This window comes from Bradyrhizobium sp. A11, assembly GCF_042077125.1.
GTDB lineage: Bacteria > Pseudomonadota > Alphaproteobacteria > Rhizobiales > Xanthobacteraceae > Bradyrhizobium > Bradyrhizobium japonicum_B.
On sequence record NZ_CP149509.1, the window covers coordinates 199,112 to 211,100 of the forward strand.

Here is an 11,989-nt window from a genome sequence, read left to right on the forward strand (position 1 = left end):
GCCCGAATCAGCGGCGCAGAAGGCGCTGATTTGCGGGGCTATTTGTGCCATGAAAGCGGGCTAGCGCCTAGCGCAAAGTATGCTGCCGCAACCCTTTGAGTAGATAGGGTTTTTCGGTCGGTTTTCAAGCCTTCAGAAGGCCGATTTGGGGTCCTGCAAAAAAGCGATTCGAGGGGTCGTTTTGGGGCCCTGAAAGGCGTGGATTTTGCGGGGCGTGACGGCGTCCCAGGCGCCGGTCAGAGCATCTTTTTTTGGCAAAGTTCATGGCGCGACTGCGCGCCGCCTTTGTGGCGCTCAATACATCTGCAGCGGCAGCACGTCGCCGCTCGGGCCCACCATGAGGCCCCAGATGTCGCCGGCGGCCACGGTGAGCGTGTCGGTGCGGGTGGGCTGCCCCTGCGTGCGCACCGCGTATTGGTACTTGCCTGGTGGCAGATCGAGCATCGGGCCTTTCGGCGCTTGCGGGCCGCCGGCACCGGCCGCGATCTTCACCGCCTGCTTGTTGATCGTGAGCGAGGCCTCCTTCGGGCCCATGTTGCCGAGCATCACCCGGGCCTGCCCCGCCTTCGGCATGATGTCGGCCTTCACGGCGACATCCGCGTTCTTCTGCTCCAGACTGACCGTGGTCTCGCCCTTGGTCCGGCCGAGCTTGAGCACGGCCGGGCCTTGCGGCCAGGTGAAATCGATCTGCGCGCGGTCTGCGGACACCGCCGCGCCGTCGGTCTTTTCCTGCCAGCCGAGCTTGGACAGCTCCGCGCGGTAGAAGGCGAGGACGTCCTGGAGCGGAGCGGGGATGCTGGCTGTCAGCTCGCGGCGGAGCGGGGCCTCGCCGCCGGGGATCTTGGTGGTGGCAAGTGATTTCGACGAACGCTGCGTCGGCACGGGCAGCTGGGATTCGGTGTCGAGCTTCAGCGGCTCGGAGGATGGGGCCTGCACCTCCGGGATCGCTGCCGGCTTCGCCGTGGCCATCACCAGGCCCGATCCGCTGGCGCTCACGTTCACCTTCGGGCCTATCTGCATCACGGTCATCGAGATCGACTTGCCACCCCTGGCGAATTCCATCACCGCCATGTTGGGCTGGTTGATCACGGAGGGCTGCTCTCTCCAGCCGGCGGGCTTGAGCGATGCGCGATAGAACGCGGTGAGCGCCTTCACGCTCGACGCCGAGGAGAATTCCAGCCGGCCGTCGCCGCCTTCGAATTTCACGCCTTCGGCGTTTTCGGGCAGCGGCACCGGCGTCGTGGCGTCGGCAAGCGCCCTGAGCGGTGTGTCCGAGAGGGAGGCGGCCTGGGCCTTGCGCCTGATATCATCGGCGGCGATGAGCTGCTGGGCCGCACCCAAGGCATCGCCGAGGAATCGCGCGTCTGCCTCCTTCTTCGCCTTGGCGCGGGCGGCGAGCGCGGATTCCTTCACCTGCGCGGTCAGGCTGACCATGGTGAAATCATACTTGCGGCCAAGCCGCAGCACGCCGGTTTCCTCGGCGTTGGAGATCCTGATCGCGACGTCGTCGCCGGCGGCGAGCGGCGCGTTGCCATCCTCCCGCCAGCCGCGCGCGGCGAGCTCGCGATGATAGAAGGCGAGCACGGCGGGCAGCTCGGCCATCGCGGCGGCCGACATCTCGCGCGTGTTGGAGCTGGCGCTGCCGAGGCTCCTTGCCGATTTGGTCGGCTTGGGCCGCGGCAACCCGGCCATGTCATCGTCGGCCTCGAGCTCTTGCGGCAGCGCGAACGGCGCCACCCTGATCTCGACGTTGGTGCGGCCGTCGTCGCGGCGCGTCAAGGTCAGCATGACCGGCTTCTGCTTGTAGAACTGCGCGGTGTTGCCGCCGGCATGATCGAAGAAGACGCGCAGGCCGTTCGGCACCGTCTCGCCGAGATCGGCATTCGGCCAGCGCGCCGCCGTCTCGGGCGTGAGCTTGCGCCAGCCGATCGCCGCCATTTCCTTGGTGAAGAATTCCGACGTCGCATCGAGCGCGCCGGGCGCGATGCAGCCGAGATAGGGCCGGGTCTCGTCGAACACGAGGTTCGTCGCGCCTTCCGGAAAGGGGACGTTCGCATAGATCCGGTTCGGCGTGTAGGACACCGCGGATTGATCGGGGCGCCCGCGCGCCTGGGTGAAGGAGACGCGCAGCCCCTGCCGTCCCTTCTTGAAGGTCAGCGCGGCGCTCCTCTCATCCAGCGGATAGACATAGGGCACCCAGCCGTCGGCGCTGAGCAGCTTCCTGGCGGCGTCCGACGCCGCGCTAACGGCGCTCGGCACCGCATAGACCACGCGATGGGCGTCGGGGCGCGAGGTGTCCTCCATCGCGCCATCGAGCCGCGGTAGCGTATGGACGTCGACGATGCCCTCGTCGGTCGCGCCCGCAGGACGCGCAATGCCCGCCATCGCGAGAATGCCGCAGGTCAGCAGCAGCCATCTGGCCGGGACTTGCGCCCCAAGCGGGATCATCGGCATCGTCCAAACTCCTGGATGTCGCGTGGGTCGCCATGCCCTGCGCAGCAGGCTGCGGCGTCGTCGGCGCGCGACCTCAGACCAGAAGTCGCGGCGGGAACCCGAGAGGTTCAACAGGGTGCCGAGCCGGGACGTGAAGCGGCGCTCAGTACAGCTGAAGCGGCGGCCACGCCTCTCCGTCCGGCCCGACCGTGAGCTCCCAGGTATCGCCGGCTGCGACGGTGAGCATGTTCGTGGTGGCCCGACGACCGGGCATGCTCAATCCGTAGGAATATTTGCCGGGCATCAGATCCAGCGCGACGGCGCTGGCGGTGGCGGGGCGCGCAATGCTCCGCTCGTTGATCGTGAGGACGGCCTCGCTGCCGCTGATGTTGCTGAAGACCAGCTTCGACTGACCAGGCTCGGGCAGGACGTTTGCGCGTGTCGCGACATCCAGATTCTTCTGCACGAGCTGGACCGAGGTGCTGTCGCCGTTGCGGGCGAGCGCCAGCGCCGCAGGCCCGACCGGCGAGACGAAGGCGAGGCGCGCGTGATCGGCCTCGATCGCAGAATCATGCTGCTGTTCCTGCCAGCCGAGCTTTTGAAGCTCGGTACGATAGAAGGCGAGAACATCGCCGAGCGTTGCGGGCACACGTGCCTCTAACCTGATCCGGAGCGGAGCCTCGAGGCCCGGCATCATGGTGGTGTGGATGCCGCGATAGAGATAGCGGGTCGGCGCGGGCAGCCTGGCATCGGGATCCGGCGTGAGCGCGGCCGAGAACAGCGGCGGCAGATTCGACACGAAGGCGCCGGCGCTTGCCGCGAGCAGGCAGCTCGCGAGGAGCGCAAGGCCGCACGCAAACAGCTGCCATCGTGCCGGAGCTTGCGCCCCATGCCTCACCGTCGTCATGCCCGTGCTCCAAGGATATCGCGCGTGTCCGATATTCGCGCGATGGCCGCGTGTTGCAGCCTCAAGCAGCTAGTCGCTGACGGAAACGGGCGGGTTCAACGCGGCAGCCTAGCCTCTGGCCGAGACTCGTCCGCTCTCGACGTCAAACACTTCGCCTCCGGCGCCGATCTCGGCGAAGGCCGCGGGGTCCGCGCCGGTCAGCCACACCTGCGCGCCGAGCTTCTTCAGCTCGTCGAACAGCGCGGCACGCCTGCTGGGGTCGAGATGCGCCACGACCTCGTCGAGCAGCAGCAGCGGCACGATGCCGGTCATCTCGGCGACCAGGCTCGCATGCGCCAGAACGAGGCCGATCAGCAGCGCCTTCTGCTCGCCGGTCGAGGCGTCGCGCGCCGGCATGCTCTTCGGCGCATAGATCACCTGCAGGTCGGTGAGATGCGGGCCGTCGGTGGTGCGGCCGGCGATGGCATCGCGCGGGCGGTTGTCGCGCAGGATCTGGCGATAGCGGTCCTCGACCGAGGTCGCGGTCTCCTGAAGCAGCGCATTCTCCATCCAGCCGTCGAGCGCGATCTGCGCCGAGGGGAAGGCGGAGGCCTGCGCGCGCGCGTTGAGCATGCCGGTCAGACGCGCAGCAGTCTGGCCGCGCGTGGCCGCGACCGCGACCGCAAGCTCCGCGGTCTCGCGCTCGATCGCGTCACACCAATGGTCGTCGTAATTGCGGGTCTCGAGCAGGCGGTTGCGCGAGCGCAAGGAGCGCTCCAGCGCGTTGATGCGGCTGGAATGCTCGCTGTCGATGGCGAGCACCAGGCGGTCGAAGAAGCGCCGCCGCTCGGACGCCGCGCCCATGAACAGCCCGTCCATCGCCGGCGTCAGCCACACCATGCGGATGTGGTCGCCGAAGGCTGCCGCCGAACCCACCGGCTCGCGGTCGATGCGGCAGCGCCGGCTCACCGCGCTGTCGGGCCGCGGTGCATCGATGCCGGTGCCGAGCGTGGCCAGCCCCAGCGCGCCCTCGACCTGCGCGGACACCGCCCAGGAGCCGTCGCCCTGGTTGTCGGCGACGTCTTCCAGCGTGGCGCGCCGCAGCCCGCGTCCCGGCGACAGGAACGAGATCGCCTCGATGCAATTGGTCTTGCCCGCCCCGTTCGGCCCGACCAGCGCCACCAAGTCAGCCGCCGTCTCGAGCCCCGCCGCCCGATAATTGCGAAAATGCGTCAGCGTCAGGCGATGAATGCGGGAGGGGGTCATGAGATCCGATTTCCGTCATGCCCGGCCTTGTGCCGGGCATCCACGTTCTTGACTCTGAAGACGTAGATGGCCGGGACGAGCCCGGCCATGACGATGTAGTGACAGGTATGGAAGACGGTAGGTCTCACACCCGCATCGGCATCAGCACGTACAGCGCGCTCTTGTCGTCGCGGTCCTGCACCAGGGTCGGCGAGCCGGGGTCGGCGAGGCGGAGCGTTGCGACGTCGCCTTCGATCTGGGCGGCGATGTCGAGCAGGTAGCGGGAGTTGAAGCCGATATCGAGGGCGTCGGAGGCGTATTCGACCTCGAGCTCTTCGGTCGCGCTGCCGGAATCCGGATTGGTCACCGACAGCACCAGCTTGCCCGGCGACAGCGACAGCTTGACGGCGCGCCCGCGTTCGCTGGAGATGGTGGAGACGCGGTCGACCGCGTTCTCGAAATCCTTCTTGTCGACGACGAGCTCCTTGTCGTTGCCTTGCGGGATGACGCGGCCGTAATCGGGGAAGGTGCCGTCGATCAGCTTCGAGGTCAGCACGACGTTGCCGATGGTGAAGCGGATCTTGGCCTGCGACAGCTCGACCGTCATCTCGGCGTCGGTATCCTCGATCAGGCGCTGCACCTCGCCGACGGTCTTGCGCGGCACGATCACGCCGGGCATGCCCTCGGCACCCTTGGGCTGCACCAGGTCGAGCTGAGCGAGGCGGTGGCCATCGGTGGCGACGCCGCGCAGGGTGGCGGCCTTCGCCGTGCCGGCGGCGTGCAGATAGATGCCGTTGAGGTAATAGCGCGTCTCCTCGGTGGAGATCGCAAACTGGGTGCGATCGATCAGCCGCTTGATGTCCTTGGCGGCGAGCGAGAAGGAATGCGACATGTCGCCGGCGGCCAGATCCGGGAAGTCGTTCTCCGGCAGCGTTTGCAGCGTGAAGCGCGAGCGGCCGGCGCGGATCGCCAGCACGGCGCGGTCGCCGTCGGCCTCCAGCACGATCTGCGAACCATCCGGCAGCTTACGCACGATGTCGTAGAACATGTGCGCCGGCACGGTGGTGGAGCCCGCGGTGGCGGTTTCCGCAGGCAGCGTCTCCGTCACCTCGAGGTCGAGGTCGGTCGCCTTCAGCGACAGCTTGGCGTTCTCGGCCCTGACCAGCACGTTGCCGAGGATCGGAATCGTGTTGCGGCGCTCGACGACGCGGTGGACATGGCCCAGCGACTTCAGCAGTTGCGCGCGTTCGACCGTAACCTTCATTGCACTACTCGCCCGATCCCCAAGGAAACAACGTTAGGAAACGCCGGGCGGCGGGACGCGCGCCACGGCACCGAAGACCCCGAAAAGCCGGATCATCCAGCCGATATGACCAAAGCTGTCAGGGTCGCGCAAGGTGGCGCGGAAAGCCATCCGATTCAAGGGATTGGGGGCCAGTTCCGCACGATTCCCACGATTTACCGCTCAAACGAAAACCGCCGCCCGGGCGAGGCCGGGGCGGCGGCAGGATGGCAGGATCGCCCTAGGCGTTTATTCCTGGAGCTGGCGCTTCAGCGACTCCACTTCCTCCGACAGCGCAGTGTCCTTGGAGACCAGCGCCTCGATCTTGCGCACGGCGTGCAGCACCGTGGTGTGGTCGCGCCCGCCGAAGCGGCGGCCGATCTCGGGGAGCGAGCGCAAGGTCAGCGTCTTGGCGAGATACATCGCGACCTGGCGCGGACGCACCACGTTGGCGGTGCGGCGCGAAGAGAGCAGGTCGGAGCGGCTGACATTGTATTGCCGCGCCACCACGCGCTGGATGTCCTCGATCTTGATCCGCTTCGGCTCCTGCGGCCGCACCAGGTCACGCACCTCGTGCTCCGCCATCTCCAGCGTCACCGGCCGGTTGTTGAGCTTCGAGTGCGCGAGCAGGCGGTTGATCGCGCCTTCGAGGTCGCGGCCGTTATGGGTGATGGTGCGCGCCAGATAATGCAGCACCTCCTCGGGCACCTCGAACGTCGCATGATGGGTGCGGGCGGCTGCGACGCGCGACTTGAGGATGCCGTGGCGCAGCTCCTCGCCGAGCGAGCCCATCTCGACCACGAGGCCGCCGGCGAGCCGCGAGCGCACGCGATCGTCGAGGCTTTCGAGATCGGACGGCGGACGATCGGCCGCGATCACGACCTGGCGGCCGGCGTCGATCAGCGCGTTCAGCGTGTGACAGAACTCGGCCTGGGTCGACTTGCCCTGCAGGAACTGGAGATCGTCGATCACGAGCACGTCGATGCCGCGCAGCGCCTCCTTGAAGGCCAGCGCCGTCTGCGTCTTCAGCGCGGCGACGAAGCCGTACATGAATTTTTCCGCAGTCAGGTACAGCACCTTGCGCTCGTTGCCGGAATTGCCGGCCCAGGTCACGGCCTGCAGCAGATGCGTCTTGCCGAGGCCGACGCCGGCATGGATGTAGAGCGGGTTGAACATCACGGGGTCGCCGCGGCGCCCTTCCGCGACCTGACGGGCAGCCGCATGCGCCAGCGTGTTGGAGCGGCCGACGACGAAGCTCGCGAAGGTCAGGCGTGGATCGAGCGGCGAGCCGCCGAGCGCGTCGTGATTGGCCGAGACCGGCGCGGTTGCGGTCGAGCGCAGCTCCGGCGCGGGCACGCGCCGCGTCTCGACCGGCGCCGGCGCGTCCTTCGGCTGCGTCACCGGGCGCACGGCCGAACGCACCGTGAGGTCGATGCGATGAACTTCCGGCATCTCGGCCTGCCAGCACGACAGCACGCGCTCGGCGTAATGGGCCTGGATCCAGCTCTTCAGGAAGCGCGTCGGCACCGAGAGCCGCACGCTCTCGTCCTGCACGCCTTCCAGATCCATGCGTGCAAACCAGCTCGTGTAGACGTCTTCGCCAACGCTCGAGCGCAGCCGACCCTTCACGCGTGACCAGCGATCCTGTTCCATTGTCATCGTCAGAAAACTTCTCTTGAGAGATTTAGTTGCGTGGTGAGCGCCATGCAGAGTTCCTGCCGTCAGGGGTTCTGTCATGGGGCGACCTCAGAGCGAGTCCATCGTCAGACATGGCTCCGCCGTTCGGCGAGAACGCCGCGTCCGGTCAGCGATGTCAGAGATGGAGGGTTCGCGAGGTCAGCGCGTACTCGGCGCTCCGTCACACGCGGGAGGCTGGAGGTCGGACTGATCTAAACCGGCATCGTTCGAAGAGAAGACGTGTTTCAATACCGCGTTGAGTCCGTAAGACATGATACCTCCCCGTCCTGCCGTGATTGCTCACGACAAGGTCCTGCGTGTCCAAAAGACAGCCGCGGCGTACGATGTCGCGGATGCCTGCCCGTTCGAATGTCCGCTCGACTTCGCCACCTTAGCGTGCCGGGATAGCTTTGCGATGTCCCTCATATGCACCTGGCACGAGGCGGGAAGATCCCGCTTGGAGACATTCAGACAAACAGCTACCATTCCCATATTGCTATGGGTTGTGAACCGACATCGCTTTTTGAAGCGTCGCCTACGTGCACACCGCCGCCGATTTGCACGCTCGCCCCGTTTCCTAAACCGCGCTGGTCTGAAGATCGTGGGCGCCGCTGACGACCTAAGGAATACACTAAGCGGAAAGACTCGCAACGAATTGATTCACACTTGAGCCACCAAAAAAACTTGACGTCGGTTAACGTCGCGCGCGACTTGTGCACAGGCTTCGGAGCAAGTTTTTGGATTCGTGCGCAGAATCGAGAACGCCGCACCTCATGTGACAATTCTCCGCCACCGCCAAAATTTTTTAACAAAATCTTCATGCGCCCGACGCGCGGACGAATTTTCCAAATGCTTGCGGTCACTATGTCGATAAGTGATTAGCGAGACATCGTTTTTTGAGTCTCGTTTCGCAGGGTAACTCCCACGCTGTGTGTGTTCCGGTGAATCTACGGTGTGTAGAACTTTCGTCGCTTGCGGATTCAATTCGAGCCCGCGGCACAGGAGTTTTCGCAACGCGGTGAAGGTCTGCGCCGTTGCAAGACTGCTGTTGCAGGACATCGGCAGGTAAAACTACGGAACGAAGAATGGTGCAGGCGCTGCGAGCCCGCCGATCGAGCGTCGATCGTGCGTGTCCGCTTTCCGTGTATCATGACAGGCAACAAAAAAGCCCGGCGCGATGCCGGGCTGTTTGACGCGTGCGATGTGCGATCGATCCGTCGACCGGTCGGCCAGCCGTGACTTGCAGGCTGACCTGACGAGCTTACTTGGCGAGCTTCGCGATCTGCGCGGTGAGGCGCGAGACTTTGCGGCTGGCGTTGTTCTTGTGAATGATGTTGCGCTGCGCGGCACGCATCAAGGCCGGCTCGGCATTCGCCAGCGCCTTCACGGCCGCGGCGCGGTCGCCGGTCGCGATGGCTTCCTCGACGGTCCGCACGGCACCGCGCATCTGGGTACGGCGCGACTTGTTGACGGCGGTGCGGCGGGCGATCTTGCGCGTCGCTTTCTTGGCGGAAGTGGTATTGGCCATGGTCTCAATATCCTTTGCGGGTACCGGTCGCGTCTTGGTCGGGTAGCGCCGGCTTGCTTGACCGCGGAATCGACGCTCGGATTTAGGGTGTTCGGTTGCTGGCTGTCCCGGGAACATGAGGCCTCAAGGAGCCCTAAGCTCAAGTGGCCTGCAACTGCTCAAAGAACAGCGGCGGCAGGATTGCGCCCACCGCCAGTTGGCGCCCTTATAGAGAGGCTCTTCGGCACCGTCAACGCTTTCCGGGCTGGAAAAGCGGCCCCAAGGCGCCCCAGGAGGCACTGTAACGCCCTGAAGAGGTTGAATTTCTGCCGTCGCCCGGCTATTGGCTGGCGGCGTCTTGTCCAGGTCCTCCGATCGGACGACCAAATAAGGTGAGGCATGATCCGCGGCTTTTTCCGACTGATTGGGCTGTTGCTGCTCGCCGGCGGGTTCATCTTCATGGTCTATGACGGCGCCCGCTGGGTGGCCGATCAGACCCTCAGGTTCACCCGGTTCGGCCAGTTCTGGAACGACATCAATCAGGCCAGCCAGTCGGCCTTCCGCACCTGGGTCGAGGCCAAGGCACCCTGGCTCTGGACCTCGGTGATCCGCCTGCTGCTGGATCAGCCGGTCTTTGCCGTCCTCGGCATTCTCGGCATCCTGCTGATGATCCTGTTCCGGCCGCGGAAGCCGCTGATCGGCTATTCCCGGGATTGATCTTTGGCGGCACCGGCGTGTCCCGCCCGATCGAAGTCGGCGTGGGCGCTTAAGGCAAGCGCAAGCTCGGTGCACCTCTTCCGTTTGCAAGCGGGAGAGAGGGCGTACCGTGTCTGCATCGAGCCGCGTCGCGTCACAGCGCTCCCCGCAAACGCTTTATTAACCATAACCGGTGCATCACTGGAGCTGTCTCGTTTCGAGGGATAGGTCCGGTGCCAGTTGCACGCGCGTTTCGATCGTCGATCTCGGCAGTGGTCCTGACAGCGTCCGCCGCGCTGACCCTTGGCGGCTGCATGCAGACCGCCGGCCCCGTCGCGGTCATGCCACCGCGCGCCGACCTCGATTCCATGGCCTATGGCCAGCCCTACAATGCGCCGCAGCCGGTTGTCGTCGCCGACGGCGGCGGCGCCATCGGCGCGCTGCGCAACTCCTTTGCCTCGTCGCCCGCCCCCATGCCCGTCGGCTACGCTGTGCCGATGGCGGCGCCGGTGCGCTATGATGCCTCCTACCATCTCGACGCCGGCGACAAGCTCCGCGTCGTGGTCTACGGCCAGGAAGGTCTCACCAACAGCTACGCCATCGATGCCGGCGGCTCCATTACCATGCCGCTGATCGGCGCGGTGCCGGCCCGCGGCCGCACCACCGCCGGACTTGCCGGCGAGATCGCCGCGCGCCTGCGCAACGGCTACATTCGCGAGCCTTCGGTCGCGGTGGAGATCGAGGCCTATCGTCCGTTCTTCATCCTCGGCGAAGTCACCGCGCCCGGCCAATATCCTTACGTGCCGAACATGACAGTCGAGAGCGCGGTCGCGATCGCCGGCGGCTTCTCGCCCCGCGCCAAGCGCGACGTAGTCACCGTCACCCACACCGAGCGCGGCGGATCCATGCGCGCCGTGGTGCCGCTCGGCACACCCTTGAACCCCGGCGACACCGTGTTCGTCGGCGAGCGCTGGTTCTAGGTTTCAGCCGAACTCTCTCTTCTCGTCATTCCGGGGTGCGCGCAGCGCGAGCCCGGACTCCATAACCACGATCGGGAGTATGGATTCCGGGCCTGCACCGCTTCGCGGCGCATTCCGGAATGACAGAAGAGAAACGCAAGTCCTATCTCAAATGCTTCGCAAAGAATTCCATGCTGCGCGGCCAAGCGATGTCGGCGCTGGCCTTGTCGTAGCTGGCGCGCTCGTCGCAATGGAAGCCGTGCTGCGCGTCCGGATAGACGAAGACCTCGACCTCGGGCCGTTTCGACTTGATGGTCTCGACGTCGGTCAAGGGGATGCCCGCATCCTTCTCGCCGAAATGCAATTGGGTCGGCACCTTCGGCGTCTCCTCGGCAAAGCGAACGACGGCGCCGCCGTAATAGCCGATCGCGGCCTTCAGGCCGGTCAATCGCGTCGCCGCGACGAAGGCGATGCTGCCGCCCAGGCAAAAGCCGATGATGCCGACCGGGCCGATGCCCTTCACCGCATCGATCGCCGCCTGCGTGTCGCGCAGCATCGCGGCCCAGTCCGGATTGGCAACGAACTTGCGCGCTTCGGCGACCTCATCGGGCGAATAGCCCGACTGGAAGTTCGGTGTCGTGCGGTCGAAGATCGACGGCGCGATCGCGACATAGCCTTCCCGGGCGAGGCGGTCGCAGACCGCGCGGATGTGGTGATTGACGCCAAAGATCTCCTGGATCACCACCACCGCGCCCTTCGGTGCGCCCGAGGGGTCAGCGCGATAAGCGCCGAGCTGGAAATTGTCGGAGGCCGTCAGCTTGATGTCCTGTCCCACGCGGGTTGTCCTTCTTGGTTGGTCGTCGATAGGGAGTTCGCTCGTTCCACAAACTCGTCATGCCCGGGCTTGTCCCGGCCACGACGATCCGGACGTGTCGGCGCGCGACGCTCTCACTCCCACATCCAGTTCTCGCCGTAATCCTCCTTCCATCCCGCCAGACGCCCCTGGCGGAATTGCAGGAACAGGCGGTGGCGATAGGGGATCAGGCCGCTGCCGCCGATGTTGCGAAGTGCGAGATAGATCTCGTTGCCGGGGCGACCCCGCACATATTGCAGCGGCTGTCCGAGGGCGCGCGCGGTCTCTTCGGCATCCATGCCGAAGGCGAGGGGAACGTTGTTGGACAAAGTCGCGACGAAGGGCCGGCGCGACGGCAGCGCACCGTATGGCTCGGCCTGCGCCGCCGACGACAGCAGCGCAGCCGTTGCGACGGCCGCGAAGATCGCTCGCATCATGTCTTGCGTCCCGG

10 protein-coding genes are annotated in these 11,989 nt (G+C 65.8%); 2 read left to right on the forward strand and 8 right to left on the reverse strand.

Features of this window, described 5'->3' with window-relative positions:
* Positions 1 to 294 precede the first annotated feature (294 nt).
* The 6 genes from WI560_RS00930 to rpsT form a co-directional block, all read right to left on the reverse strand.
* Positions 295 to 2,454, reverse strand: coding sequence for a hypothetical protein (locus WI560_RS00930; protein WP_375306531.1), 2,160 nt, complete (start codon positions 2,452 to 2,454; stop codon positions 295 to 297).
* Between the two features lie 142 nt (positions 2,455 to 2,596).
* Positions 2,597 to 3,340 (reverse strand): hypothetical protein, encoded by a 744-nt coding sequence (locus WI560_RS00935; protein ID WP_375306532.1) that lies wholly within the window; start codon positions 3,338 to 3,340, stop codon positions 2,597 to 2,599.
* 108 nt (positions 3,341 to 3,448) lie between these two features.
* Complete coding sequence (recF, locus tag WI560_RS00940) at positions 3,449 to 4,585, reverse strand: DNA replication/repair protein RecF (protein ID WP_028133685.1); 1,137 nt, start codon at positions 4,583 to 4,585, stop codon at positions 3,449 to 3,451.
* 124 nt (positions 4,586 to 4,709) lie between these two features.
* Positions 4,710 to 5,828 carry a DNA polymerase III subunit beta gene (gene dnaN / locus WI560_RS00945; RefSeq protein ID WP_028133687.1) on the reverse strand — a complete coding sequence of 373 codons (1,119 nt, stop codon included), beginning with the start codon at positions 5,826 to 5,828 and terminating at the stop codon, positions 4,710 to 4,712.
* Between the two features lie 267 nt (positions 5,829 to 6,095).
* Complete coding sequence (dnaA, locus tag WI560_RS00950) at positions 6,096 to 7,505, reverse strand: chromosomal replication initiator protein DnaA (RefSeq protein ID WP_375306533.1); 1,410 nt, start codon at positions 7,503 to 7,505, stop codon at positions 6,096 to 6,098.
* 1,279 nt (positions 7,506 to 8,784) lie between these two features.
* Complete coding sequence (gene rpsT / locus WI560_RS00955; protein WP_027563963.1) at positions 8,785 to 9,051, reverse strand: 30S ribosomal protein S20; 267 nt, start codon at positions 9,049 to 9,051, stop codon at positions 8,785 to 8,787.
* Positions 9,052 to 9,429: 378 nt separating this feature from the next.
* Between rpsT and WI560_RS00960 the strand changes: the two genes are divergently transcribed.
* Both WI560_RS00960 and WI560_RS00965 read left to right on the forward strand, forming a co-directional pair.
* A complete protein-coding gene (locus WI560_RS00960; RefSeq protein WP_028133689.1) occupies positions 9,430 to 9,747 on the forward strand; it encodes a hypothetical protein in 318 nt (105 codons plus the stop codon).
* 212 nt (positions 9,748 to 9,959) lie between these two features.
* Positions 9,960 to 10,706 (forward strand): polysaccharide biosynthesis/export family protein, encoded by a 747-nt coding sequence (locus tag WI560_RS00965; RefSeq protein WP_375306534.1) that lies wholly within the window; start codon positions 9,960 to 9,962, stop codon positions 10,704 to 10,706.
* A gap of 142 nt (positions 10,707 to 10,848) precedes the next feature.
* On the opposite strand, the gene WI560_RS00970 is transcribed toward WI560_RS00965, so the two are convergent.
* Positions 10,849 to 11,520: a dienelactone hydrolase family protein gene (locus WI560_RS00970; RefSeq protein WP_375306535.1), complete on the reverse strand. Its 672-nt coding sequence runs from the start codon at positions 11,518 to 11,520 to the stop codon at positions 10,849 to 10,851.
* A gap of 113 nt (positions 11,521 to 11,633) precedes the next feature.
* The gene (locus tag WI560_RS00975; RefSeq protein ID WP_375306536.1) at positions 11,634 to 11,975 is read right to left on the reverse strand and encodes a hypothetical protein; all 342 of its coding nucleotides are present in this window, start codon (positions 11,973 to 11,975) and stop codon (positions 11,634 to 11,636) included.
* Positions 11,976 to 11,989: the final 14 nt, after the last annotated feature.

Bases quoted from the DNA above. Each gene is read 5' to 3' on its own strand.
- WI560_RS00930 (WP_375306531.1), bottom strand. From the start codon at position 2,454: ATGCCGATGATCCCGCTTGGGGCGCAAGTCCCGGCCAGATGGCTGCTG.
- WI560_RS00935 (WP_375306532.1), bottom strand. From the start codon at position 3,340: ATGACGACGGTGAGGCATGGGGCGCAAGCTCCGGCACGATGGCAGCTG.
- recF (WP_028133685.1), bottom strand. From the start codon at position 4,585: ATGACCCCCTCCCGCATTCATCGCCTGACGCTGACGCATTTTCGCAAT.
- dnaN (WP_028133687.1), bottom strand. From the start codon at position 5,828: ATGAAGGTTACGGTCGAACGCGCGCAACTGCTGAAGTCGCTGGGCCAT.
- dnaA (WP_375306533.1), bottom strand. From the start codon at position 7,505: ATGACAATGGAACAGGATCGCTGGTCACGCGTGAAGGGTCGGCTGCGC.
- rpsT (WP_027563963.1), bottom strand. From the start codon at position 9,051: ATGGCCAATACCACTTCCGCCAAGAAAGCGACGCGCAAGATCGCCCGC.
- WI560_RS00960 (WP_028133689.1), top strand. From the start codon at position 9,430: ATGATCCGCGGCTTTTTCCGACTGATTGGGCTGTTGCTGCTCGCCGGC.
- WI560_RS00975 (WP_375306536.1), bottom strand. From the start codon at position 11,975: ATGATGCGAGCGATCTTCGCGGCCGTCGCAACGGCTGCGCTGCTGTCG.